General features: G+C 60.7%; 21 protein-coding genes and 3 pseudogenes. 16 read left to right on the top strand and 8 right to left on the bottom strand.

Going from position 1 to position 25,511, the window contains the following annotated elements:
- Positions 1-235 precede the first annotated feature (235 nt).
- The 4 genes from C4N04_RS22425 to C4N04_RS22445 all read right to left on the bottom strand — a co-directional run bounded on the left by C4N04_RS22425 (position 236) and on the right by C4N04_RS22445 (position 5,117).
- Complete coding sequence (locus C4N04_RS22425; protein WP_096762982.1) at positions 236-1,441, bottom strand: NAD(P)/FAD-dependent oxidoreductase; 1,206 nt, start codon at positions 1,439-1,441, stop codon at positions 236-238.
- A 114-nt stretch (positions 1,442-1,555) separates the two neighbouring features.
- Positions 1,556-2,386: an alpha/beta hydrolase gene (locus C4N04_RS22430; protein ID WP_096763102.1), complete on the bottom strand. Its 831-nt coding sequence runs from the start codon at positions 2,384-2,386 to the stop codon at positions 1,556-1,558.
- A gap of 458 nt (positions 2,387-2,844) precedes the next feature.
- Positions 2,845-3,795 carry an AraC family transcriptional regulator gene (locus C4N04_RS22440; protein ID WP_096762981.1) on the bottom strand — a complete coding sequence of 317 codons (951 nt, stop codon included), beginning with the start codon at positions 3,793-3,795 and terminating at the stop codon, positions 2,845-2,847.
- 572 nt (positions 3,796-4,367) lie between these two features.
- Entirely contained in the window at positions 4,368-5,117 is a 750-nt protein-coding gene (locus C4N04_RS22445; protein WP_096762980.1) for a glucose 1-dehydrogenase, read from the bottom strand.
- Positions 5,118-5,213: 96 nt separating this feature from the next.
- Between C4N04_RS22445 and C4N04_RS22450 the strand changes: the two genes are divergently transcribed.
- The 11 genes and pseudogenes from C4N04_RS22450 to C4N04_RS22505 all read left to right on the top strand — a co-directional run bounded on the left by C4N04_RS22450 (position 5,214) and on the right by C4N04_RS22505 (position 15,095).
- Complete coding sequence (locus tag C4N04_RS22450) at positions 5,214-6,110, top strand: LysR family transcriptional regulator (RefSeq protein ID WP_096762979.1); 897 nt, start codon at positions 5,214-5,216, stop codon at positions 6,108-6,110.
- 716 nt (positions 6,111-6,826) lie between these two features.
- A complete protein-coding gene (locus C4N04_RS32515; RefSeq protein WP_280950814.1) occupies positions 6,827-6,955 on the top strand; it encodes a hypothetical protein in 129 nt (42 codons plus the stop codon).
- Positions 6,955-7,515 (top strand): annotated as a pseudogene (locus C4N04_RS32240) (hypothetical protein); the annotation flags it as partial. The gene C4N04_RS32515 and the pseudogene C4N04_RS32240, both read left to right, overlap by 1 nt.
- A gap of 167 nt (positions 7,516-7,682) precedes the next feature.
- Complete coding sequence (locus tag C4N04_RS22465; RefSeq protein WP_096762977.1) at positions 7,683-8,003, top strand: hypothetical protein; 321 nt, start codon at positions 7,683-7,685, stop codon at positions 8,001-8,003.
- A gap of 176 nt (positions 8,004-8,179) precedes the next feature.
- Positions 8,180-8,293, top strand: a pseudogene (locus C4N04_RS32245) (cell surface protein); the annotation flags it as partial.
- 154 nt (positions 8,294-8,447) lie between these two features.
- Positions 8,448-8,747, top strand: a complete 300-nt coding sequence (locus C4N04_RS22475) for a hypothetical protein (protein ID WP_096762976.1) — start codon at positions 8,448-8,450, stop codon at positions 8,745-8,747.
- A gap of 266 nt (positions 8,748-9,013) precedes the next feature.
- Complete coding sequence (locus tag C4N04_RS22480) at positions 9,014-9,682, top strand: methyltransferase domain-containing protein (RefSeq protein WP_096762975.1); 669 nt, start codon at positions 9,014-9,016, stop codon at positions 9,680-9,682.
- A 280-nt stretch (positions 9,683-9,962) separates the two neighbouring features.
- Positions 9,963-10,844: an aldo/keto reductase gene (locus C4N04_RS22485; RefSeq protein WP_096762974.1), complete on the top strand. Its 882-nt coding sequence runs from the start codon at positions 9,963-9,965 to the stop codon at positions 10,842-10,844.
- Positions 10,845-11,410: 566 nt separating this feature from the next.
- A complete protein-coding gene (locus C4N04_RS22495) occupies positions 11,411-12,688 on the top strand; it encodes an alpha/beta hydrolase (protein WP_096762973.1) in 1,278 nt (425 codons plus the stop codon).
- An 84-nt stretch (positions 12,689-12,772) separates the two neighbouring features.
- Positions 12,773-14,023, top strand: coding sequence for an FAD-dependent oxidoreductase (locus tag C4N04_RS22500; protein ID WP_106797056.1), 1,251 nt, complete (start codon positions 12,773-12,775; stop codon positions 14,021-14,023).
- A gap of 34 nt (positions 14,024-14,057) precedes the next feature.
- Positions 14,058-15,095, top strand: coding sequence for a proline racemase family protein (locus tag C4N04_RS22505; protein ID WP_096762971.1), 1,038 nt, complete (start codon positions 14,058-14,060; stop codon positions 15,093-15,095).
- 61 nt (positions 15,096-15,156) lie between these two features.
- Here the strand turns inward: C4N04_RS22505 and C4N04_RS22510 are convergent, their stop codons facing one another.
- A complete protein-coding gene (locus C4N04_RS22510) occupies positions 15,157-16,689 on the bottom strand; it encodes a winged helix-turn-helix domain-containing protein (protein ID WP_106797057.1) in 1,533 nt (510 codons plus the stop codon).
- A gap of 118 nt (positions 16,690-16,807) precedes the next feature.
- On the opposite strand from C4N04_RS22510, the gene C4N04_RS22515 reads away from it, so the two are divergent.
- The gene (locus C4N04_RS22515) at positions 16,808-17,242 is read left to right on the top strand and encodes a cupin domain-containing protein (protein WP_106797058.1); all 435 of its coding nucleotides are present in this window, start codon (positions 16,808-16,810) and stop codon (positions 17,240-17,242) included.
- Between the two features lie 115 nt (positions 17,243-17,357).
- Positions 17,358-17,840 (top strand): RidA family protein, encoded by a 483-nt coding sequence (locus C4N04_RS22520; RefSeq protein ID WP_106797059.1) that lies wholly within the window; start codon positions 17,358-17,360, stop codon positions 17,838-17,840.
- Positions 17,841-17,903: 63 nt separating this feature from the next.
- On the opposite strand, the gene C4N04_RS22525 is transcribed toward C4N04_RS22520, so the two are convergent.
- Entirely contained in the window at positions 17,904-19,451 is a 1,548-nt protein-coding gene (locus C4N04_RS22525) for an EAL domain-containing protein (RefSeq protein ID WP_106797060.1), read from the bottom strand.
- 412 nt (positions 19,452-19,863) lie between these two features.
- Between C4N04_RS22525 and C4N04_RS22530 the strand changes: the two are divergent.
- A pseudogene (locus C4N04_RS22530) lies at positions 19,864-20,867 on the top strand (NADP-dependent oxidoreductase).
- Positions 20,868-20,895: 28 nt separating this feature from the next.
- Here C4N04_RS22530 and C4N04_RS22535 read toward each other — a convergent pair.
- Positions 20,896-21,477 (bottom strand): TetR/AcrR family transcriptional regulator, encoded by a 582-nt coding sequence (locus C4N04_RS22535; RefSeq protein WP_106797061.1) that lies wholly within the window; start codon positions 21,475-21,477, stop codon positions 20,896-20,898.
- Positions 21,478-21,714: 237 nt separating this feature from the next.
- Complete coding sequence (locus tag C4N04_RS22540; protein ID WP_038686601.1) at positions 21,715-22,989, bottom strand: DUF892 family protein; 1,275 nt, start codon at positions 22,987-22,989, stop codon at positions 21,715-21,717.
- A 254-nt stretch (positions 22,990-23,243) separates the two neighbouring features.
- Between C4N04_RS22540 and C4N04_RS22545 the strand changes: the two genes are divergently transcribed.
- The gene (locus C4N04_RS22545; RefSeq protein ID WP_183599094.1) at positions 23,244-25,133 is read left to right on the top strand and encodes a PAS domain S-box protein; all 1,890 of its coding nucleotides are present in this window, start codon (positions 23,244-23,246) and stop codon (positions 25,131-25,133) included.
- Positions 25,130-25,507, top strand: a complete 378-nt coding sequence (locus tag C4N04_RS22550; RefSeq protein ID WP_245425651.1) for a response regulator — start codon at positions 25,130-25,132, stop codon at positions 25,505-25,507. Before C4N04_RS22545 ends, C4N04_RS22550 begins: the two co-directional genes overlap by 4 nt.
- The last annotated feature ends 4 nt before the right edge of the window (positions 25,508-25,511 follow it).

Here is a 25,511-nt window from a genome sequence, read left to right on the forward strand (position 1 = left end):
GCATTGCGCTTTGACTAACCAGTGACGACCGCGGCAAGCGCGGACCGTGAACCGACAATTAAACGAACTGTTTTCCGAATGGCTCGTTTCGGCAGCGCGGACGCGACCTTGCTTAGCGATCAAGCGCGCTCTCATGACCGACAGAGGGCATCTATGCGATGGGGCGTGTTACGAGGTAGATCGGAATATAACGAGCTGCGCTCGTGCCATAAGCAGCTCGTGTTGTGTGATGCATTCAGAGCTTCGTTACACGCTCCGGATCAGCGGAGGCCAACGCAGCTGCGCGCTCAGCCTGCGGCGGATAGATCCAGACGGTGTTGATCTCCTGCTTGGCCGCCTTCGCTTTCTCTCCGACCAATTCCACCTTACGGTCCCAGCCTCGGGTGAAAATTGCTCCGGCATCGCCGAGGTCCAAGCAAGTGACATAGGCCTCCTGGTGGTATTGTCGTGTCGGTACGCCCAACAGTTCGGCGGCGGCATTGTTACCCGCGAATGCGCCCATGCGGGTGGCGTGCTGGCATGACATCATTGCGTAGTTGCCGCAGTTGTCGCAAGCGGCACGCGCGGCATCCCCGGTGGCGAAGACGCCAGGCACGGAGGGCACACGCAGGCAGCCGTCGACCAGCAGCCGGTCGAATTTGTCGCGCTCGGCGGGGATTTTGGTGGTCAGCGGATTGGCGCGCATGCCTGCCGCCCAGATCACGGTCATGGTTTCGATATGCTCGCCGGAACTCAACGTCACACCTGACTTATCCAGCGATGAAACCCCGGCGTTGAGCCGCGTTTCCACGCCGAGCTTGCGCAGTGCTTCCTCAATGACCGGGCGAGGACCTTCGCCCATATCTGGGGCGACCGCACTGCTGCGATCGATGATAATGATGCGAGGATGAACGGGTTTGTCGAACACGGTCCTGAGCCGCGATGGCATTTCGGTCGCCGCCTCGATTCCTGTAAAGCTGGCGCCGGCAACAACGATGGTGTCACGCGCGGCCGAATCCGGCATCTTCGCAAGCTCGTGGAGATGGCGATCGAGGGCGATAGCATCATCAATGTTATCGATGCTGAAGGCGTATTCGGCAAGGCCAGGAATATTCGGGCGGAACAGCCTGCTGCCGGTGGCAATCACCAGGCGATGATACTGAAGGAGCTTTCGTTCGTGCTTGGCATTGATGACGTCGATGGTGCAGGCTTTCGGGTCAATCTTTTCGACGCTGCCCTGCACATAGGCGACATCGATCGCGTCAAATACAGCCTGCAGAGGTGCCGTCAGCGTCTCAGGCTGAGGCTCGTAAAGCCGGGGGCGGATGACGAGCGTCGGTTCCGGTGACACCACTGCGATTTCGAGCTCTTCGGGCGAAACGCCTTCGATATCGCGCAAGCGGGCTGCGGAAAGCGCGGCGTACATGCCAGCGAAGCCGGCGCCTACTATTACAAGTCTCATATTATCCACTCCGTAATTTGTGGTTTCCAAGGGCCGCGCGTCACCGTTGCCGCTCCTGATGGGCGGGGAGATGTTCGGTAATCGATGGCGCGCGGGGAGGTGACGCGATGTCGCTCAGCCGGCGATGAACGCCAGCACATCGGCATTGATGACATCTGCGTGGGTCGTGCACAGCCCATGCGGCAGATTCTCATAGATTTTCAGCGTCCCGGCCTGCAGGAGCTTCGCCGACAATGGAGCTGATGCGCCGATCGGGACGATCTGGTCGTCATCGCCATGCAATACCAGCGCCGGCACTGTGATGCTCTTCAGGTCCTCGGTGAAATCTGTTTCTGAGAATGCCTTGATGCCATCGTAATGCGCTTTCGCACCGCCCATCATGCCCTGACGCCACCAGTTTGAAATGACCGCCTGCGAAGGCTCTGACCCTGGACGGTTGTAACCATAGAACGGGCCACTCGGGAAATCGCGATAGAACTGCGAACGGTTCGCGGCCAGTTGGCTGCGCAATCCATCGAATGCCTCGATCGGTAAGCCGCCGGGGTTAGCGGCGGTCTTCAGCATCAATGGCGGCACCGCCGCAATCAGGATCAGTTTGGCAACGCGGCCCTTACCGTAGCGTGCGACATACCGCGCGGCTTCACCGCCGCCGGTAGAGTGTCCAACGTGGATCGCGTTGCGAAGATTGAGGTGGTCGATCATTGCGGCAACGTCGGAGGCATAGTGGTCCATGTCGTGACCGTCGCTCACCTGGCTAGACCGGCCATGACCGCGGCGATCATGAGCGATCACGCGAAAGCCCTTGCCCAGGAAGAAGAGCATCTGATTATCCCAATCGTCGGAGCTGAGTGGCCAGCCGTGGTGAAAGACGATCGGTTGAGCGGACTTCGGTCCCCAGTCCTTGTAGAAAAGTTGAACACCGTCGCTGGTTGTAATGGAGGTCATTGTGCAGATCCTTTGTAGAATAATTGTTTCGTTGCCCGTCATCGATTCGAACGGATCGTTGCTGAAATTGGGTACATGCAAACCGCCTTGGGTCGCTTCGTTGCGATTGACCCCTCATCGGTCCGATTGCGGTATCCCACACCCATCCTCTGTTTCCGCAGGATCCATTGGCATGGGCGCAATGATGGTTTAGCGGAACAACTCTCCCGCTGCGCCAGAGCGATTGGCGCCATTGCAGAGCGATTGCGGTTTAGCGGATGCGTCGCGGTTCATCGTCCAGCGTTGCACACGTCAGCTCTCGAAACGCGGCCATGGCTGTGGCAAGGCACAGTCAAGTGACGCCGCGACCGACGCCTAGCCAACGCGATCGCGCGGCATGGTCGTGTACTCGAGCCGATGACGTGCACGCGAAGAATGAGAGTCTCGAAATCCGAGGCGAGGGCGAAGGGAGATCGCGGTCAGCCGTGGCGGCGGCGCCAATCCGTCGGTGTTTCACCGGTCAATTTGCGGAACGCGGCTGCAAATGCAGTTTGCGAGGCGTACCCGAGGGAAGCTGCGATTAACGCGATTGAAAGTTGAGGGTCACGTAGCATGTTCATGGCCTGCTCAAGCCGATATTGACGCAGCCAGTTGTGAGGTGAAAGGCCCGTGCTTTCCTTGAAAGCCCGACAGAAATGAAAACGAGACAGCCCGGAATCGGCAGCGAGGGCCGCAAGAGAGACGTCCGCGTCAGCGTCCGACCGTAATCGTTCGATGGCCCGGCGCAGAACGTTGGGCGCGAGGCCGCCGACCGCCGGCTGGTAGCTCGGCGCCCTGCCAGTGTGCGCAGCCAGCAGGCGCGTGGCGAGAAGATCAGTCAACTGCTGCCTGAACAATGTATCCAGTGCCGTATTGCCTTCTAAGACATCGGCTGCACTTAGGAGCAATCGGGACGTAATGTGGTCCGGATGCGCCGTTCGCTCCAGGAGGTCGGTCGGCGTGAAAGAGTCGGTTTCGTCGGCAATGCGCTTCAGTGTCGCGTGGGGAAGATAGAGCTGCACGACATCTACCGGTTTTGGAATATCCCAGCGGGAGCTTGACCCAGACGGGATGATGATCACGACCCCGCGACGAAACGTTCCGCTCTCGATCGATCTTCCGGACCGCCGTTCCATGCGCTGTATCGCGCCGTTGTAAGCCATGATGACGTGATCGGTCATAGGCTCGACGACGTCATGCAAAGCGTCGTGATGCCAATGGGCGATTGCACCGCCGGACGGGTCTGCCGCTAGATGGACCGGCGCGGTTCTGAGAACGCGCGACATCTCGTTCGCAGGCTTCCGGTTAACCTCCAGCGTCTCGTGCCGATGCGCCTCGATTGTCTCAGCTGGCAAACTTTCGGAAGGATCGCTGGGGGAAGGCAAGCTCATGGATACACGTTCTTTGGGTGGGGCTGCTTATGTGCGATGTCCGTAATAATCGCCGCATGAACGTACGTCCGCCTGTAGCGGCCGGCCTTATCAGTCCTACTACGCATATATCCCCCATTGTCGCGAGCGATTCCGCAGTGCTTCCAGATATTCGCACGTTTCTTATATCGAGGAAATATCACAAATATTCGAGGGAATTTCCTGTTCAAGAGAGGCTACGCTGGCCATTGGACTTCGCTCCTGATCGTACCAGGGGTTCGGCGACGGGAGTCCAACGCTGCATCAAAGTGTCCGATCAACAGTGTTGGTGGTTAGAGAGGCAATCGATGGTCGAGTTGGACAGTGAACGGTGGGCAAACCCTGGCAGTCGTGGTCGAATTTGCCTTGCCTCCCTGCGCTTGACCAGTCTTCGACCGCTTCGGCAGAACTGGCGCCATACCTCCCCTGATTGGAGTAACCTTGGCCGTGGCGAAATCGGCCATGGAAGCACCGTCTCGCCGGCAATGCGCCATTCACCGCCAGCCGACGCAGCCGTTTCGGGGACTACGTCGCACATGCATCTCTCACTCCTTTCAAGCCAAGGTCATACCGCCGTCGACATGCAACTCTACGCCATTGACGAAGCTACCAGCCTCGGAGGCGAGAAAGAGGGCGGCGCGGGCCAGTTCCTCGGGCTGTCCGAGACGGCCAGCAGGGATGATGGTAGCCAAATGGCGTTCGAGGGCCGGGCGATCGGCATCGGAAACTCCAAGCTTGCCGAGGATTGCGGTATCTACCGGTCCCGGGCTCAAGATGTTAACGCGGATCTTTCGGGGCTTGAACTCGATCGCCCAGTTCTTTGCAAATGCGGCGATGGCGGCCTTGGAGCCGGCATAAATGGTATGATCCGGCAGAACTTTCGTGGCAGCCAGTGAGCTAGTGACAATGATATTGCCACCATCGCGGATCAGCGGCTCCATCGCTTGCACGCCAAAAAACACACCCCGCGTATTGGTGGCGAAGTGCCTATCATAGTTTTCCGGTGTGACGGTCCTGGAAGCGGTAAGGTTGATGATCCCGGCATTGGCCATGTAGATGTCCAAGCTGCCAAACCGCCTCTTCACTATCTCTGCAAGCCTTTGATGGTGTTCAAGGTCGGCAACGTCGCCAACGACGCCAATGACGCCGTTTCCAATTTCGTCCACCACCTGGTCAACGACGTTCTGTCGCCGACCTGTGATAAGGACCTGCGCGCCTTCCTGTGCAAACAGGCGCGCAGTCGCCTTGCCGATACCGCTGTTCCCGCCGGTAATCACGGCAACCTTGTCTTTCAGATGTTGCATTGTTTATCTCCGTTGTCTGGTGAGACTGAGATAAACAGGAGTGCCTTGCGCCATTAGATCAGCGTTGGGCACATGAGCTGTGCCGGGGAGATGCAAATGCCAAACCTATTGGGTGAGACGTCGGGATTAATGGCGTTTGTGCGGACCGTAGAGGCCGGATCGTTCAGCGCTGCAGCCCGCGATTTGTACACGACTCCATCGGCAGTTTCCAAAAGCGTTGCTCGGTTGGAAAAGAAAATCGGAACACGCCTTTTTTTCCGCACTACCCGTGCACTCACCCTTACCCAGGATGGTCAGCTTTTTTTCCAACGTGTGGCGCCGCTTCTGCGGGAACTCGATTCCAGCGACGATGCGATCCGGTCTCAGGCTGCGCCGTCTGGACGGTTGCGCATCAGCATGCCCGGGGAACTGGCGCCCTTACTGCTCCCTGGCCTGTTTGATCGCTTTGCGGCTGCCAATCCGGACCTACACCTCGATATCGGTTTGACGGACCGTTTTGTCGATTTGATCAGGGAAGACTATGACGTGGTTTTGCGTGTTGGAGATCCCACAGGTGGCGATCTCATTGTCCGTCACCTGGCAGATCTGCCAATGATAGTGGTGGCATCCTCGCCATTCCTGAGGAGTTGGGGGACGGCGGGATCCGCCGAGGCCCTTACAGGCGTTCCGTTCGCCCGATTTATGTCCGGTGGCATGGTATCGCCCTTGCGTTTGGCCGATGGAAGAACATTCATTCCCTCTGGGCGCGTCAACTGCGATTCTGGACGGGCATTGATCTACGCCGCGCGGAGCGGCCTTGGTGCGGCCTATCTGCTGAGATGTTTGGTCGCCCGAGAGTTGAATGATGGCGTCTTGCTTGATCTCGCACCCGAAATCGCCCTGCCCAAGCTACCGTTCAATGCTCTGCACGCCTTCGGGCGCACGGTGCCCTTGCGCGTAAAGTTGTTCTGCGACTTCATGGCGGCCGAAGCCAAGGTCATTGCAGCGTTTTGAGCTTCACAACCATTGAGCTGACCAGACATGCCGACGATTTCGACACCGCTGAGCGTTACGCTGGATTCGTTGTCGTGTTCAGGAATACAGACGGATGAAATTAAGTTTGCCGCGACGGTCGCTCCATCCTCTCCCCATGGCAGCGAAGCGAAAAACTATTGCTCGGCCGGGAAGTCTCTCTCAAAGGCTTCCCTTTCTCTCTTCCCGAACGCGGATGAGTAATAGCCACTGCAGATCAGATAAGAGCACTCATCCGGATTGCCCATTTGCCAACCCGGGCAGGCAGGTTACGACTCGCTGGAATTTTTCGTTGCAAGGCCGTGGTTTGCCAAGAGCCGCGGCTCGTTTCCGAAATACGCGCTTATGGCTTTCTGGCGAGTCCACGCAGGAACGACTTTCCAATCAGCGTCGCCGCCCTCAGCGCTAACATTGCCGGTCGCACAGAGCGACCAGTTGGAAATCACGATCGGCTGATCGCAGGCAAAAGTCTGGGGGGCGCTTCCCAGCAAGATTGAAACCAGTACCAACAGCCGCTGGCATAGATCATCGCGCCCTTCTCCCTCATGCCGAACTTTCGCATCGTGGCCTCCAACCGTGTGCAACTACCCATCACCGTCTAACGGGATCAGGTGACATCTAAGCGACTAAGATTATTTTCCTAGTTCATGAAACGTTCTTACGCTAGATTGCCAGCCGTTGCAACCATGGAATGTTGAATGTCGAAGAATATTGTTGTGATTGGCGATGTGGGCGAGTTGGCCCGTCTTCCCCTCAGTAGGCGTGAAAAAACGAGTTCCTCTGCCGTCAATTGCGAGGGCGTGCCGGCAGCCGAGGTGATGGTCTGATGGCGGAATTCAACCCTCGTGACAAGAGCCGCACCAGTGCCGGCAAGACGCGGTCGCTGGTGCGCAAATATACCAACCCGCCGAGCGGCGGCGACGGCAGCCTTCGCTGGCAATGGTTGACGATCCAGCTGCTGGAATCGCCGGCGTTCACATCACTGAGCGCGAATGCCAGCCGCGCCTTCTTCCGCATCATCATCGAGCACACCGCGCACGCCGCCCTGGCAAATGGCAGGCTCGTCGTGACCCATCCGCAGTTCGTTTCTTACGGCGTCACCGGCGAATATGTGGCCGATGCCCTCGACGAGCTGGAATATAAGGGCCTTATCAAGGTTCGCCGCGGCCGGGCGGGCAACGGTGTCGCGCATCCGAACATCTTCACGCTGACGTTTGTCGGTGACCATGAGGGCGCGCCGCCCACGCAGGATTGGCGGCGATGCACGGCGGAGAGGTGCCGGAAGTGGTCGGAGATCGACCGCAAGCTTGCCGCCGAAAAACGCGGGCGAGTCGGCAGGAAGAAAAAACCGCCACTTCGGGATCCCGAAATTCCCCCGCTTCGGGATTCCGCAGTGCTATATAGATTCTGGTGGGGAAATCCTCATAGGCCCGCAATATCAAACCATGGGCTCGCCGAGCAGTTGCCTGCCGTTGGCATGCCTAGTTTCGCGCAACCTTGCTGGTGTACTCGCGAGCGTGATGATGTTTGGCGCGCTTTCGGCCGGAGGAATGCATGGCGATGGGAATTTTTCGGGCTCTGGGCGCGGCGGCGATGATGGCGGTTCTTTCCGGCTGCGTCGATCATGCCAACGACCCGGTGCTGCTGGCCGTCGGCGTGCCGGTCAATCCGCCGGCCGTTGCACACGGTCTCTGCATGACCGACGGCAATGCCATGTATGACGAGGCGAAGCGCCAGTATGAGCTGCGCGCGCAGCTGACCGGATATGCGCAGGCCGATGCGTTGGAAGCCGAAACGATTGCTCGCGCCGCCGCCCATCGGCAATATGTCGCCTGCCTCTCCGGCCAAGGCTACCGCACATTATACGCGAATTGAGAACAGAGAATTCGTGTTTCCTCGCCGGCGCTGTCGGCGCCTTTCGCCGGATTGCGACTTTTCACAATTTTTCGCGAGAGGTCACGCCGGATCGCCTGCAATCACGAGTTTTGGAAGTCGCGCGTGGTCGCGGAACCCCGCCGGTCGTAAAGGCATCTTCGCAGGGTAAATCCACGACCGGCGCGATCACTCACCAGCCCGTCAACAGGCCGGCGGCTCCGACAAAGTGCAACCCTACGTTTTCCGGATCGATCGGTCCCGGCAGCATGCCCTGCGATAACGGTTATTGAGCCGGCAAAGGAAAGAGGCGGCGACGAGCCGTCCTCTTTCGCTCGGGGCGCCGCTCACATGTTCGTGACTCCTGTTGCGGTGCGGTAGTATGTGACAGATCCGCTTCCTAACTCCTCGGCGTAAATTCCCTGAAATCCTCCCAAGGAGACGATCATGATCATGACATTCAAGAGCGGCCTGGCGGCGGCGGCCCTCGGCGCAATGTTCGGCCTTTCCTCGTTCTCGGCCGAAGCGGCTCCCCTCCAGTCGAGTGCGACGGAGCAGGGCGCGGTCAAGCAGCCGGTTGCCCAGGAAGAAACCCAGGTGCAGCGCGACCGGCGCACCACTGGTTCCATCGGCGAGCGCGGCCCTAATACCATGGCTTCACCCTACATGATGAACCCGAAGAAGCCGCTGAACATGGGTTGCAAGCTCGGCTTCAACCCGACAAGCAGCTCCAGCTGCAACTATTGAGGCTTCGCGATCGGGCTGAGGGGCGGCTTCCGGGCCGCCCTTTCCATGTGGACGGTGGCCGGAACGGCGCCAGCCATTCGCGCGAGCACCCGCCATGTCATTGATGGCAAAAAGCCATGGATGCGCAAACCAGACCGGACGCCGATTAAAAAAATCGTCGCAAACGCCGGCTCACACAGGCGATTGACGCCTCTGCCTTGGAATTGCCATGCTGGCCGCGATGGTCGCATTGATACTCAATTGAATTTCAGACAGGTGGAACAGTCATGACCGCAAAGGCTGCATGCTCCGACTTCCTGCATTTTTTCCGCTCCTGGGTCAGCAATCCGCTTCGGGTGGCCGCCATCGCGCCGTCGGGCGATTCGCTGGCCAGGATCATGACCAGCGAAATTGCCGCACTTGATGGGCCGATCATCGAGCTCGGCCCGGGCACCGGCGTGTTCACCCGGGCGCTGCTCGCCCGCGGCGTCAGCGAGGCGGATCTCACCCTGATCGAGTATGGGCCTGAATTTATCAACGCGCTGCAGGCGCGTTTCCCGGCCGCGCGCGTCTTGCAGATGGATGCCGCCCACCTTGCCCACGCCGATATTTTCAAGGACGAACCGGTCGGCGCCGTCATCAGCGGTCTGCCGCTTCTGTCGATGTCGCCGCGCAAGATCGCCTCGATCCTTGCCGGCGCCTTCACCTATATGCGGCCGGGCGGGGCGGTCTATCAGTTCACCTATGGCCCGCGCTGTCCGGTGCCGCGGCCGATCCTCGACCGGCTCGGCCTCAAGGCCGTGCGCATCGGCGGCACGGTGCGCAACCTGCCGCCGGCCTCCGTCTACCGGATTTCCCGCCGCAAGCCGCTGGAGCTTTCCCGCGAGCGCCTGCGATACCGCGATAGCGACACCGAAATGGAACTCGCCGCCTTTTCCGGCGAAACGGGCGCCTGAACGGCAGTCGTTAACATAGGGGCGCCGGCATGGCTTTGACGCCATGTTTCCGGCGTCCTCCCTGTTATGTCAGTGGCACCATCCTATATCTCAAGCGTCGCGGCGCCCGCATTGCCGATGCGGCGGCGGCGGGCAGCTCACCACTATCTTGCCAGCGCCAAGGGCAGGGCGGACAGTCGCGCTTCGAAAGCCGCTTCCAGCCGATGCCACCGGGGGCTCGGCAGGGTTCCGCCGTCCCGCAGACTTCAAACCATTTTCATTGACCAAGAGAGGAAAGATCATGGCCAGTTACAACGCAGCCAAGTCAGGCACCTTCAGGATCGGCGGGGAGATCGAGGTCAATCGTCTCGGTTTCGGCGCCATGCGCGTCACCGGCAAGGGCATCTGGGGTGAGCCCGAAGATCACGCCGAATCCATCCGCACGCTGAAGCGCCTGCCGGAGCTTGGCGTCAATTTCATCGATACGGCCGATTCCTACGGTCCCGATGTCTCCGAATGGCTGATCAAGGAGGCGCTGCATCCCTATGGCGGCAAGTCCGTCGTCGCCACCAAGGGCGGTCTGACCCGACACGGCCCCGACATTTGGCTGCCGGTGGGCCGTCCCGAATATCTGATCCAGCAGGCGCATAAAAGCCTGCGCAATCTCGGGGTCGAGCGCATCGATCTCTGGCAGCTTCACCGCATCGATCCGAAATTGCCAGCCAGGGAACAGTTCGATGCGATCAAATCGCTGCTCGACGCCGGCCTCATCCGCCATGCCGGCTTGAGCGAGGTCTCCGTCGCCGATATCGAGGCTGCCTCGAAGCACTTCAAGGTCGCCACCGTCCAGAACCGCTATAATCTCGTCGATCGCACCAGCGAGGACGTGCTCGATTATTGCGCCAAGCACGATATCGGCTTCATCCCCTGGTATCCGCTCGCCGCTGGCGATCTCGCCAAGCCCGGTTCGCTGCTCGATACGATCGCCAGGAAGCATAATGCGGCCCCCAGCCAGATCGCGCTCGCCTGGGTGCTGAAGCGCAGTCCTGTCATGCTGCCGATCCCCGGCACGTCCAAGGTCAAGCATCTGGAAGAAAATGTCGCGGCCGTCGACATCACGCTGTCGGATGAGGAGTTTTCGGCACTGGATGCCGAAGGCCGGAAGCTATTCAATGCGGCGTGAGGGGACGACGGCAGCCGATGAGAGTGCGCTTGGCTTGCCCCTCACCCTAACCCTCTCCCCGTTTTACGGGGAGAGGGACGTGCCCTGCGAGAGGTTGGTGGGGAACGGAGAGGTCGCGGCATATCCCCTTCTCCCCGCGAGCGGGGAGAAGGTGGCGGCAGCCGGATGAGGGGCGCCCGTCGGCGATCAACGAGGCCACATTTTCCGGCAATATTTTGACCACCTGGTCAAGCATGCCGCAAAATGAGGCGTTGATCTGTCATTTCGAGGGCAAGCATTGCACTGGATGCATTGCTGCATTGCGGTATTTTCGCTATTCCCGATCAAATGAATGGGCTATCACTATCTTCGTAAGCAGCGCACTCCTCCTCCCAGCGCTCTTACATCGGACTGACAACACTCCTCCTCCCAGTTGCCAGTCAGGATCAAGAGCCTGGCGCACCTCCTCCCGCGCCAGGCTCTTTTCTTTTTCCCCCAAAGTTTTCCCGCGGTTTGACTCGGCAGGCGTCGACGGACTATTTGAACGGGCGCCCCTGTCCGGTGCGCGCACCGGTTGGAGTTTGATCATGATCGGCAGATGGCGCGTCCCGCATGCGGCCCAGACAGGTCTTCTGCTTGCAGCGCTGGTGCTCGCCGGCTGCGGCGGCAGGCCGGTCGGCGTCATGCAGGCGGCCGGCACGGTGCCGCCGGGCACCTCGAAGGTCGATCTGCTCGTGGCGACGACGCGGGCTGCCGATGACAATCCCGCCGTGCTGTTCTCCGGCGAACGCGGCACCGGGCTCACGGTCAATGCCGTCGATGTCTCCATTCCGCCGGATGCCAATCGCAAGGTCGGCCAGGTGCAATGGCCGAGGCGGCTGCCGGCCGATCCCTTACGCGATTTCGTCACCGTGTCCGTGGATCCGCTCGAAGGCGAGCGGGCGGGCGAGACCTGGCTGAAGACCCATATGCCGAAAAGCCGCCGCGTGCTGGTCTTCGTGCACGGTTTCAACAATCGTTATGAGGATGCCGTCTACCGCTTCGCCCAGATCGTCCATGATTCACATGCCGACGTGGCACCTGTCGTCTTCACCTGGCCCTCGCGCGCCAGCATCTTCGATTACAATTACGACAAGGAAAGCACCAATTATTCCCGCGATGCACTGGAAGAACTGCTGACGCGAACCGCCGCCAATCCCGCCGTCAGCGACATCACCATCATGGCGCATTCGATGGGCACCTGGCTCACCGTCGAAGCACTCAGGCAGATGGCGATCCGCAACGGCCACGTCGCCGGCAAGATCAACAATGTCATCCTCGCCTCGCCGGATCTCGATGTCGACGTCTTCGGCCGCCAGTTCGCAAGCCTCGGCAAGGACAGGCCGCATTTCACCATCTTCGTCTCGCAGGACGACCGGGCGCTCGCCTTGTCGCGGCGCATCTCCGGCAATATCGATCGCCTCGGCCAGATCGATCCCTCGGCCGAGCCCTATCGCAGCAAGCTCGAAGCGGCCGGCATCACCGTGCTCGATCTCACCAAGCTCAAGGGCGGCGACAGGCTGAACCACGGCAAATTCGCCGAAAGCCCCGAAGTGGTGAAGCTGATCGGCGACCGGCTGATCGCCGGCCAGACAATCACCGATTCCAATGTCGGCCTCGGCGAGGCCGTCGGCGCCGTGGCGATGGGCGCTGCCCAGACCGCCGGAAGTGCCGTCGGCGTCGCTGTCAGCACGCCGATCGCCATCTTCGATCCGCGCACCCGGCGCAATTACGACGCTCAGCTAAAACGTCTCGGCCAGTCGGTGGACAATACCGTCGGTTCGGTCGGCGACAGCGTCGGCGCCGGCCTGCCCGCCACCCAGTAAAAATTTCATAGGCAATCAACGTCGTTCTGATATATCAGGCTGGCGAAGCGGCGGTCTTGTCAGCCGTGCGGTTGGGTTGATGGCATGGCTGAAGAGACGAAGAAGAAGGTTGTTGTCGTCGGCGCGGGGGTGATCGGCGCCTCCATTGCTTTCGACCTGCAGCGACGTGGCCTCCAAGTGACGCTGGTCGACAAAGGCGAGCCGGGACGCGGCACTTCCTTCGGCAATATGGCGAGCATCGCCCTCGATTTTGCCGCTGGGTCCGGCCCTTCGACCTGGAAGAAAATGCCCGGCTGGCTACTCGATCCCGAAGGCCCGGTCTGGTTGCGGCCCTCCTATGCAGCAAAAATGCTGCCCTGGTTCCTGCGTTTCCTTGCCGCCGGCCGCCCGTCGCGCCTCAGGGAAATCGAAGATGCCGGCATGAGCCTGTCGCAGCGCGCGCTCGGCGATTTCAGGGCGATGCTGCAGGCGATCGGCGCCTCCGAGCTGATGACGGAGGAGGGGTGTCTGGCGATCTACGAGACCGAGGCGGAATTTGCCGCCGACCGCAGCCACCTCGCCATGATGCAGCGCTACGGCCTCGAATTCGAAGTCTTGAGCAACGGCGCCATCCAATATTATGAGCCGGCTCTTTCGCCCGTCATTGCCAAGGCCGTGCTGCTGCCCGACAACAAGTCGATCCGCGATCCCTATAGACTGGTGGTCAAACTGGCCGAGGCGGCCAAAGCCGCGGGCGCGGCCTTTGTCTCCGGCGCCGTCAGGAACATCGAGCGCAAGGGCGATGGCGCCGTCGTCGTCCTCTTGGAAAATGGCGGCCGCATCGAGGCCGATTCTGTCGTGCTCGCCGCCGGCGTCCACACGCGATTCCTGGCCAAAAAACTGGGCGAGCCGATCCCGCTCGAAACCGAGCGTGGCTATCACACCCAGATCATGAAGCCGGGCATATCGATGCGCTATTCGGTGATCTGGCCGGCGCGTGCCTTCATGGTGACGCCGACGGCCGGCGGCATCCGTGTCGGCGGCAATGTCGAACTCGCCGGTCTCGACGCCGCGCCGGACTTCCGCCGCCCGCGCGTGCTGGTGCGCCACGCCCAGCGGGCGCTGCCCGGCCTGAAACTCGAAGAGGCGACGGACTGGATGGGCCATCGCCCGGCGCTGCCCGATACGATCCCAATCATTTCGCCGTCGTCGAAAATGCCGGGTGTTTTTTATGCGACCGGCCACGGCCATCTCGGCCTGACCTATGCCCCGACGACAGCGCGGCTGATCAGCGATATGGTGACCGGCATTGAGCCGCCGGTCGACATGCGCCCGTTCCGCATCGACCGATACTGATGAGAGCCGTGACCTCAGAACCGGAGTTTTCGATATGAGATGGAAGCGCACGATCCAGTTGCTGGACGTCCATGCCGAAGGCGAGATCGGCCGTGTCGCGATCGGCGGCGTGCCGAAGATCCCCGGCGATACCATCGCCGCCCAACTGCATTGGCTGAACACCGATCCGAAGGGCGACGAGCTTCGCCGCTTCCTCTGCCTCGAGCCGCGCGGCGCCCCGATCGGCTCAGTCAACCTGCTGCTGCCGGCGCGTCATCCGGAAGCGGACGCCGCCTTCATCATCCTGCAGCCCGACCAGGCGCATGCGAGCTCCGGCTCGAACTCGATCTGCGTGACGACGGCGCTGCTCGAAGCCGGCATCGTCGAGATGCAGGAGCCGGAGACCATCGTGACGCTGGAAACCGCCGCCGGCCTCGTCAAGGCGACGGCGACCTGCCGCGACGGGCGCTGCGAAAAGGTCAAGCTCACCATGGTGCCGTCCTTCGTGCATGAGCTCGACGTCGAGATCGACACGCCGCATTGGGGCAGGATCAAAGCCGATCTCTGCTATGGCGGCATCTTTTATGCGCTGGTCGATGTCGGCCAGATCAATCTCACGATCGAGAAGGCCAATGCCGCCGGCCTCGTCCAGGCCGGCATGATCCTCAAGGAGCTGATCAACCGCGACATCAAGGTCGTCCATCCCCAAATCCCGGCAATTTCAGGCGTCGCCTATGTGATGTTCCGCGATACCGAGGCCGACGGCACGGTGCGCACCTGCACCACCATGTGGCCGGGACGGGCCGACCGCTCGCCCTGCGGCACCGGCAATTCCGCCAATCTCGCCGCGCTCCATGCCCGCGGCAGGGCGAAGGCCGGCGACGTCTTCACCTCGAAATCGATCATCGGCTCCGAGTTCGAGGTCGGCCTGCAGGCGGTGACCGAGGTCGCCGGCCGCCAAGCCGTCATCCCCACCATCACCGGCCGCGGCTTCACCTTCGGCCTCACCCAGGTGGCCCTCGACCCCTTCGACCCGCATCCCTCAGGCTTCGCACTGACGGATGTCTGGGGGCCGTCGGCGGGGGAGATTTGAATTGCTCTGCCGCCTGCCGGAGCGTAATGACCTTGCCTGCGACTTGCTCGCAAAAGGGCCTTTAACGTTCCGCTTCTTGCAACAGCCCGCTGAGGCGGGTCGCCCACGGCTGGTTGCCATCCCGGAACGGTCCAAGCGCATCGCCGGCAGGTTCGGGAATGCCTTTGGCGGCAGCGGCAAAGCGGCGAGCCTGCTCAAAATGTCCCGTGGCCATATGGCAGCAGGCCTGGAGGCGCATGAGCGCCGGCCAGTCGGGCCGCGCCTTTAGGGCCGTATGTCCCACCGCGAGCGCGCCCTCGACATCGTCCGAAAAGAGCCGCGCGAGCATCAGCAGGCTGAACCAGACCCCATTCTGCGGATCATGCGGATTGAGTTCGAGGCCGCGAGACAAAGGCTTGCGTGCGCCGGCCGCATCACCGGAAAAGAGCCGGGCCATGCCGAGGACGAGATGCCCGAGGGCGAAGCTCGAGCCGAGCTCGATCGACCGTTCCGCGGCGAGGATCGCCTGGTCGGCTCGACCCGTATAGGCCGACACGATCGCCAGCGCATAATGTGAGTAGGGGTTTCGCGCGTCGAGATAGATCGCCCGCAGGGCGGCAGTTAACCCTTCCTGGCCATCCGCGGCGGGATCGTCCGTCCAGCCGTAGGCGATGAGGCCGGCATTGACCCGCGCCCGCCAGATCTGCGCCTCCGGAAGCATGGGGTCGAGCTCGGCGGCCTCGCGGAAAAATCGTCTTGCCAGAAGGTGGGTTGGCTGTGAGACCTTGTGGAAATTGAATGTGCCTTGGCGGACAAGGTCCCAGGCCGTGATGTTGCCGGTGTGGGGAGCGACCGCAAGCCCGTGGCGCAACAGCAGCTCCGGTTCGACCGCCGCGGCGATCCGCTCGGCGATGGCGTCTTGTACCGCAAATATCTCGGCCAGCTGAAGGTCGTAATGCTCGGACCAGACCGTCGCGCCCTTGGCCGCGTCGGCGAGGTGCACCGATATCCGGATCCGATCGCCGGTGTACCGGATCGCCCCATCCACCAGAAAATTGATACCGAGTTCGAGCCCGACGGTGCGCGGATCCCTGGAGCCATTCCATCTTGCGAAACTCGCTCCGCGTGACGCGACGCGCAGCCATCTAAACCGGGTGAGCGCGATGATCAGGTCGTCGGCGATACCGTCGGCCAGATATTGTTTCTCAGCATCGCCGCCCAGATTTTCAAACGGCAGGACTGCAATCCCGGGGTTGGGTTCGGCTTGCGCATGCCACCCGCTATCGGCTCCGTCGCTTGCGGTCTCCACCCGGCCGGAAAACCTGTAGCCGAGCCGTGGGACGGTGACGATCCATTCGCCGCCGTCCGATGCGGGGCCGAGCAGCTTGCGAAGCGCGGCAATCTGAACGGAAAGATTGCTTTCCTCGACGGCCAATCCCGGCCAGACGGCATCCATCAGAGCCGATTTGGCGACGACGCCCCCTTGTGCCGCAAGCAGAACGGCAAGCAGCGAAGCGCCGCGGGCGCCGATGGCGACAGGCCGATCGTCACGAAGCAAGCATCCGTTCTCGGCAATGAACTCGAAATGGCCGAATGCAAGGTGCTGGGTGTTCATGGCCGGCTATGATACGCCGATTTCGCAGCTTTTCGGAATTTTTCGGCATCGCTTCAGGACTTGCGCCGGCTGAGCGCGCAGAGTCTGTTTCATCGCCGCCACGAAAATGGTGAGAGCCATGAAGAACGAAGCAGCCCAGCCGAAAAATCCTTCTGCAGTAACCGCAAAAGTCATCAGCGGCGGCGACAGCCATATTGCCAAGCAGGGATCTGTCTACCGATCGGGCGTCTCGGCTGAGAGCGTCGGATCGACCATGCTTTGGCTCGGGAGGATTTCGCTGCCCGCAGGCAGGCGAACCAGCGCCCATCGCCATGAGGGACACGAGACCGCCCTTCTCATGACCGCAGGCCAGGAGATCGAGATCTGGTCGGGGCCGAAGCTCGAACGCTGCGAAACGGTACGCCCCGGCGACTACCTGTTCATTCCGGCCGGTGTTCCGCACGTGGCCGTCAATCGCAGCACGGAAGACGCCGAATTCCTCGGTGCCCGCAACGATCCCGCGGCGAACGAGAGCGTCATTCTCATGCCGGAGCTTGACGGCATCGTGCCCTAAGCGGGTCGCGATCCTTGGATTTGGCCGCCACGCCCTAAAGCCCCGGTTTTTCGCATATCGCCATCGCAAAACCACTGGCCGCTTTGGCGCGATCTAATCACATGGGAGGTGCATCATGGCCATCATCGAACAACGTCTGGTCGAAATGGGTCTGCAATTGCCCGAACCTTTGAAGGTTCGCGACGGCCTGAAATTGCCCTTTGCCTGGGTTCGGGTGCGCGGCACCCGCGCTTATATTTCGGGTCATGTCGCCTGCAACCCGGATGGGACTTTGGCAAAACCGCTGGGCAAGGTCGGAGCCGAAGTTTCGCCGGAGCAGGGTTACGCATCGGCGCGGCTCGTCGCCTTGGCCCATCTCGCCAGCCTCAAACGCGCCGTCGGAGACCTCGATCGGGTGACGGCGTGGCTGCGCGTTTTCGCCATGGTGAATGTTGCGCCTGATTTCAATGAGACGCCGCTGGTCACAAACGGCTATTCCGATCTGATACTGGAACTCTACGGTCCCGACGCCGGCGCCCACGCACGCTCGTCCATCGGCATGGCCATCCCGTTGAATGCGCCGGTAAACTGCGAAGCGGAAGTCGAAATCGACGGTTGATCCCTACCGGGCGAGGGGCATCGATTGTCGCTCCTGCCCTCGTCAGGCGAACGCATGGTTTCGTCAAAGACGCTGCAGAATCCTGCTGTCGACCTGATGTGCGGTGATCTCCTCAATCGGCGCAGGTCTGCCCAGCAGATATCCCTGGCCGAAGTCACAGCCGAGATCCTGAAGCCGCTGAAGTTGGCTCTCCTCTTCGATGCCTTCGGCCGTTATCCTCACGCCCAGTCCGGTGCCGAGAGCGACGATGGCCTTGATCACCTTGTCCTGCTTGTCATTGGTCTCGAACGAAGCGACGAAACTCCTGTCGATCTTGATCTTGTCGAACGGGTAGCTGGACAGCTGCGAGAGGCTGGAAAAGCCCGTTCCGAAATCGTCGAGAGCAATCCTGACCCCCGCATTCACCAGATCGTCGAGGACAATCCTTGCCGTGACCGCGTCCTGGATGATGGCGCTCTCCGTCACCTCAAGCTCGACCCGGTGCGCGGGCAGGCCGACATCGCCCAATATCTTGAGAATTCTAAGGCCCAGCAACCGGTCGCTCAGCTGGATCGGAGAAAGATTGAAGGACAGGACAAGCTCGCTTGGCCAGGAAAGCGCATCGGTGCAGGCGCTGCGAAGCAGCTGGTCCGTCAATTCGACGATCAGGCCGGCTTCCTCCGCCACTGGAATGAATTCGCTCGGCGGGATGAATTCGCCGGACGCCGTTTTCCAGCGCGCCAGCGCCTCAAAGCCGATGATCTTGTTTGCCTTCAGATCCACGAGCGGCTGATAATAGGGAACGATCTCGCCCTTCCGGATGGCCGCGCGCAGATCGCCTTCTATCCTGACCCGCTTCGCCAGCTCGTCTTGCATCGAAGGCACGAAGGGCTTCACCAGATTGCGGCCCTGCTTTTTGGCGACATACATCGCGCAATCAGAATGCCGGATGACCTGACCGAGCTCATCGCCGTCCTCGGGATAAACTGCGAAGCCGACACTGGCGCCGAGGTCGACGGCGACACCATTGAATGTGAACGGCTTGCCGATGGCGCTGACGATGCGGTTCCCCAAAGCGACGAGATCGGGATGTCCGCTGCGGCGCGCCAGGACCACAAACTCGTCTCCGCCGAGGCGGAAAACGTGCTCACGGGGAAAGAGCGAGGAGAGCCGCTGAGCAACGGTCTTCAGCACCGCATCACCGTGATCGTGGCCGAGGAGATCGTTGACCTTCTTGAAGCCGTCGAGATCGATGCTGAACACGGCATAGGTTTCTTCTGCCCTTTGATCGATCATCGCCTGCGCGCATACGGACTCCAGAAATCTGCGGTTCGGCAGCTCGGTCAACGTGTCATGACAGGCAATCCAGTCGACATGTTTTTCGGCCTGCAGCCTGCGATGAACCTCCCTCGAGAGATCCCGGATCCTCAGCGCGGAATAGACGACTCCCAAAAACCCGGAGACATTCAAGGCAAGCAGCGCATGGTCCAGGGGATAGCCGTGATACCGTTCGATGAACCCATCCAGCCTCTCGTGCCAATCGAAGAACCAGGACAGGCAGAAAAGAAGCAGGAAGATCGAGAGCCAGCCCAATATCTCCATCTGGGGTCTGCTCGATTGGATGCGAGGCATATGAACGGGCTCCTGTTTTGTAAAGAGCCATCATGGCCAGTTCGCAGGACCGCATCGTCCTTGCGGTATCGAGACCGCCACAAATCATTCGGGCGGAATTGAAAGGCCGGCTTGCGGTCGCGGTCAAGCGCGCAGTCAAGTTCGAAAGACTATTGTGAGCGTCGAAGGTTAACGGTGAGTTGCCTTGACCAGGGGTGCCGGGGTTTCGCTGCGCACAACGGATAGCTTCGCCGCAAATCGGATGAAGCGTCGGATCGGAAATAATCGCTTGACAACTTTAATGATGAGAATCATTAATCATCTATGATGATAAACGTCATTAAAAATCTCATGACGGGACTAGGTCGTCGTCTACGACATGGGTCCACGCCGATTTGAGCCTTTGGCTGACGCCGCAACAGGAGAAGGCCCCGTGCAGGCATTCGTCGTTGATAAATACAAGAAGAAAGGCGCTCTGCGTCTGGCCAACCTGCCGGAACCGGAATTGCTGGACAATGACGTCCTCGTGCGGATTCAGGCCACCGCCGTGAACCAGCTCGACTCCAAGGTGCGGGACGGGGAGTTCAAGCTTATTCTTCCCTATCGTCCGCCCTTCGTCCTCGGGCATGACCTCGCCGGAACGGTTGTCAAAGTCGGATCCAGGGTGAGGCGGTTGAAGGTGGGTGACGAAGTCTATGCACGGCCTCGCGATCATCGGGTCGGGACATTCGCCGAATTCATTGCCATCGATGAAGCCGATGCGGCGCTGAAGCCGAGCAACCTCAGCATGAGCCAAGCGGCGTCCATCCCGCTCGTCGGGTTGACCGCCTGGCAGGCGCTCGTCGAGGTAGGTAAGATAAAGCCCGGCCAGAAGGTCTTCATTCAGGCCGGCTCCGGCGGTGTCGGGACGTTCGCCATTCAGCTCGCCAAACATCTCGGCGCGACGGTTGCGACGACGACGAGCGCAAAAAATGCCGAGCTGGCGAGAAGTCTCGGGGCGGATGTGGTCATCGACTACAAGACGCAGGACTTCGAAAAGATCTTGTCGGGCTACGATCTGGTGCTGAACAGCCAGGATCCGAAGACGCTCGAAAAATCGCTGGGCGTGCTGAAGCCGGGTGGCCGGCTCATCTCTATTTCCGGTCGCCCGATCCTGCATTCGCCAGGGAGCTCGGCCTGAACCTGTTCCTGAAACTGGTGCTGCGGCTGCTCAGCCGCGGCGTTCGCAAAAAGGCCAAGCGTCTCGGCGTCGCTTATTCATTCCTGTTCATGCGCGCCGAGGGGCGGCAGCTGGTTGAGATTGCCAACCTGATCGAACAAGGCGTGATCCGGCCGGTCGTCGACAAGGTGTTCCCGTTTGAAAAGACCGGAGATGCGCTGGCCTATGTCGAGACCGGGCGGGCCAAGGGCAAGGTGGTCATCGAGGTCGCTGATTGAGGTCGGTCGCGCCGGCCTATGCGTGCCCTTATCGTTCCCGCATCCGATTCTCAATGGCGTCGCGGCAATCCGCCCGGCAGGCGTCGAGCAGCTCGTCCGCCAGCGGGGAATCGTCCGGACAGGCCCTCGAAAGCACGATTGCGCCAACCGCTTGAGCGAGGATGGCGATAGCTTGCGCCCGCCCGCCGGCGCCGGAAGCGTGACGTTGCGCAATGCCACCCTCCACCGCGCGCACCAGCTTATCTATTCCGTCAGCGAAAACGGCCTTGGTTTCCTTAGGCTGTCGAGCGGCATCGCAACTCAGTGCCGCGGCCGTGCACCCCTGGCCGCGCCCATCCCGGTGTTCGCGTGCAAGATAAAGCTCCATGACATCGAGGACGTCGTGACCGGCGTAGCGCTGCAAGGTCTCGCTCAAACCGTTCTCGGTCGATTCCGCGATCAACTCCTCCTTGGAGCGGAAGTGATTGTAGAAGCCGCCATGGGTGAGCCCTGCGCGCTCCATCAATTCCGCCACGCCGACGCCATCGAAACCGCGCTCGCGAAACAGCTCTGACGCCGTTGCGATAATCCGGTCGTAGTTTTCCTGCTTCTTTTCCTTCGTGATCCGCACGTCACGATCCTTTCGACGGCCATTTTAAACTATGATGTCAGCCGTCATTATAGCTCGAATTATTGATTATGCATATCATTAATATTGGCGGTCAACAAAGGCAGCTCTTGCGGCGGCGATGCGCCTGCACGCAGGCGGCACCACGTCTCCTCACAGGCGCGGTGCCGTCTGTAGCAACTTCGGCTTATGCAGGCCCGTCGCCGTCAAGCCGGATCACGCGTTCCTCGCTCCTGTCGGCTAAACTGTCAGGACGCTACTTGGCATTCTCGCCGCCGACATCAGGGGTTGGGCAACCTGATCCAGCAACTGTCCCGCATTCTGCTCTTCGCCCAGCGACAGTGTGAGCAGTTGAGCGACCGCCGGCTGCGCAAGTTGAAGGGCCAGATTGCGAGCGGTGGTGTAGGCGGCAATCTCGTAGTGCTCGACGCGCAACGCCGCTCCGATCAAAGCCAGATCAGCGGGAGCGTCTTCCTTTTTCTTGCCTTCCGCCATCACCTCCTCGCCTTCCTCTACCAGGCCGGCCATGCCCTTGCATGGTTTGGCGCGAGGCGACGTGCCGACAATGCGCAGACATTCGTTCAGGCGCTCGACCTGCCCCTCCGTCTCGACAAGATGGTTGCGCAGCAAGGTCTGGAGCTGCTGAGTGCGGGCGGCTTTCTGCATCTTGGGAAGCGCCTTCAACAGCTGCTTTTCCGCATGCAGGAGGTCACGGAGCTCATCCACAAGGACTTCCTGGATCGCTTCTGCTCCGTTCGGAGGGGCGCTTCGAGCGTGGATTGCCGTTCCCCCGTTTTCCACTCCCGGGAGATCATGGAAGGCCGGCGCCTCGACAAACTCCCACGGTTTTCCTTCATTCCAGGGGCCGCGGGTGTCGACCTCACCCAAATCCCCTTCACCGGTGGAATCGTTGAAGAACTGATCGACCAGTCCTGCAGTCGGCGCAATCCTGCCGACGCTCAGCGGCGGCTTGCCCATGCTTTCGAGGGCCAGGGCGAAAGCACGCATGTGGGTGATCTCTCTGGTCATCAGGAACTGCAGCGCATCCTTGGTCCCCGGATCGCGGCAGAAGTCGATCAGGCGTTCGTAGACGATCTTGGCACGTGCCTCCGCGGCTATATTGCTTCGCAGATCCACGTCCAATTCACCCGTTATTTTGAGATAATCGGCAGTCCAGGGGTTTCCCATCGAATTGAAAAGGTTCACCCCACCGCCGCCTGCAATGGCGATCAGCGGGTCGGCTTCCGCCTCTTCTCTGACGGACTTCAGCGGCTTGAGGTGCATCCTCGCAAGAGTCCCGACGATCTCGAGGTGACTGAGTTCTTCGGTTCCGATGTCCATCAGGAGGTCCTTCCGTCCGGGATCCTCGCAATTCAAACCTTGAATAGAGTATTGCATGGCGGCGGCAAGTTCGCCGTTTGCGCCACCGAACTGCTCAAGCAGCATATTGCCGAATTTCGGATCAGGTTCGTCAACCCGAACGGTATACATGAGCTTCTTTACATGGTGATACATTGGGGTCCTCCTGGTTGGATGCCGACTAACCGCCTTATCCCAGGAATGTTCCCGGTCTGTGGCTGCTGCTGCCGCATCTGATTGGCGTTCAACATCAGCCCCGCCGGTGCCTCCATGACTCGTTAAATTCCGAACTAACGCTAGATCAATCCAAGGTACGCGTGATGCCGGCGATCACCGGTCGCGCATTGTCGGGAACTGATCTTCTTGCGGGATGTTCGAGAGGATTCGAAATGACACGTCCGAGGAAGCAAGTGTTGGATCATGGTCAGCTACTCAAGCGCCAGAAAGTCCTCGCCGACTTCGGGGAATTCGCACTTCGCTCAGATGATCTGGATGCCATCCTATTCGAGGCCTGCCGTCTGGTTAGCGATGCGGTCGAAACGCAGCGCTCCAAGGTATTGGAAATTCACGAAGGTGGAAAAAAGCTGCGAGTGCGAGCGGCCATCGGATGGCAGCCCGACATCGTCGGCCTCGAGTTGGACATGGACGACTATTCGTCCGAAACCTATTCGATCCGGACCGGCGAGCCCGTTATCACTCAGGACGTCACCAGGGAAGAGCGGTTCAGAATTCCCATGTTTATGAAAGAGGCCGGTGTCGCCGCGCTCGCCAACGTGCCGATCTTCTTGCCGGCCAACCGTGCTTACGGGCTGTTGCAGGTTGACGACGTCGAGCCGAGGGATTTCGGGGAAGAAGACACTCAATTCCTTCGTACCTACGCCACGATCCTCGGACCCGTGATCGACAGGCTCCACAAGGTCCAGGCCCTTCAGGCGACAACGGAACGTTTCTCTATCGTCGTGGAGAAGGCCCGCGACTATGCGATTTTTGTCGCAGACGCGCAGGATCGGATCGTCGACTGGCATAAGGGCGCTGAGAAGGTCTTCGGGTGGACGGCCGAGGAGGCCGCGGGAATGTCGTGCAGCGAATTATTTACGCCTGAAGATCGGACGCGGGGGGAGGATCGCAACGAGATCGAGACGGCCAGACGCGAGGGTTCGGCGCCCGACGTGAGATGGCATTTGCGCAAGGACGGCTCGCGGGTTTTCGTCGACGGCTCGACCGTTTGCCTGCGAAACCCGGACGGCTCGGTGAGGGGCTTCCTCAAGGTCGGCCAGGACGTCACGGAGCGGCGGCGAACCGAACAGCGGCTTTATGAAAGCGAAGCCTTGCAGCGCTCGCTTATAGCAGGCGTTCCCCAACTGGTCTGGCGAGCGCGATCGCTCGGCCATCGCATCTGGTCAAGCCCGCAATGGGAGAGGTTCACTGGACAGCGCAACGAAGACAGCGCTGGAATGGGCTGGCTGGACGTCATCCATCCCGAAGACCGCGACCTTGTGATGGCGGCCTGGAGGGACGCGGAAGCCAAGGGCGGGCTCGACTGCGAAAATCGTATTCGCCGCGCTTCGGACGGTGAATATATCTGGCACCACAGCCGCTCGCTTCCGGCAACCGGCCTGGAATTCGAGTGGCTGGGGACCTGCACCGATGTGCAGCAACTGAAGGAACTCCAGGGCAGGCAGGAGGTCATGCTGGCGGAGCTCCAGCATCGAACCCGCAACATCGTTGCCGTTATACGCTCGCTGTCGCTGAAGACGATCGAGTCAAGTATGACGCTGGACGACTTCGCCGAGGCATTCAGTCGTAGGCTTGCTGCCGTCGCCAGAGTGCAGAGTCTTCTCTCCCGGCTGGGCGAAGACCAACGGGTTACCTTTGACGAACTGCTTGAGGCCGAATTGGCCGCTCATGTCGGCGGTAAAGAAAAAATAATGCTCGATGGACCGCGCGGAATACGGCTGCGATCGCGGGCGATTCAAACATTCGCGCTGGCGCTGCACGAACTGGCGACCAACGCCGTCAAATATGGGGCTCTGGCGTCTCCACGGGGCTGCCTGACGATCCGGTGGCGCCTCAAGAATGAAGGCGGCGGGGCGCCGGCCCTGTTTCTGGAGTGGGTGGAAACCGGAGTTGAAAACATGCCGTCTGACGACGCTCCACCGCGGGGCTCCGGCTACGGTCGCGAACTGATTGAGCGGGCACTCCCGTATCAGCTCAAGGCGAATACTACTTATGAAATAGGCGCAGATGGCGTTCGCTGCACCATTCTGGCCCCCATAGCCATAGATGGGGGAAAGGAATGAAAGACATGACGACGATGAACTCCCTTGCCAGCCTCGCCATTCTCGTGGTCGAGGACGACTATTTCATCGCCGACGAACTTGTGCGCTCCCTTGCTCGTGCCGGTGCCCAGGTGGTCGGCCCGGTCGCTTCCGTGGGCGACGCCCTTGCGCTTCTCGACGCTACCGCTCATCTGGACTTCGCCATGCTCGATCTCAATCTGGACGGGGAGTCGGCTATTCCGATCGCAGAGAGGCTGGTGGCACGGAACATTTCCTTCGCCTTCGTCACCGGGTACGGTTCCGGTGGAATTCCCCCGAGGTTCAAGACAATCCAACGGCTAGAGAAGCCTGTGGAGATGGCGTGGGTCGTCAAGGTGATAACCAGAGACTTTTAGCGGG

The sequence above is a fragment of the Rhizobium sp. H4 genome, from assembly GCF_003013335.1.
Taxonomy (GTDB): Bacteria; Pseudomonadota; Alphaproteobacteria; order Rhizobiales; family Rhizobiaceae; genus Rhizobium; species Rhizobium sophoriradicis.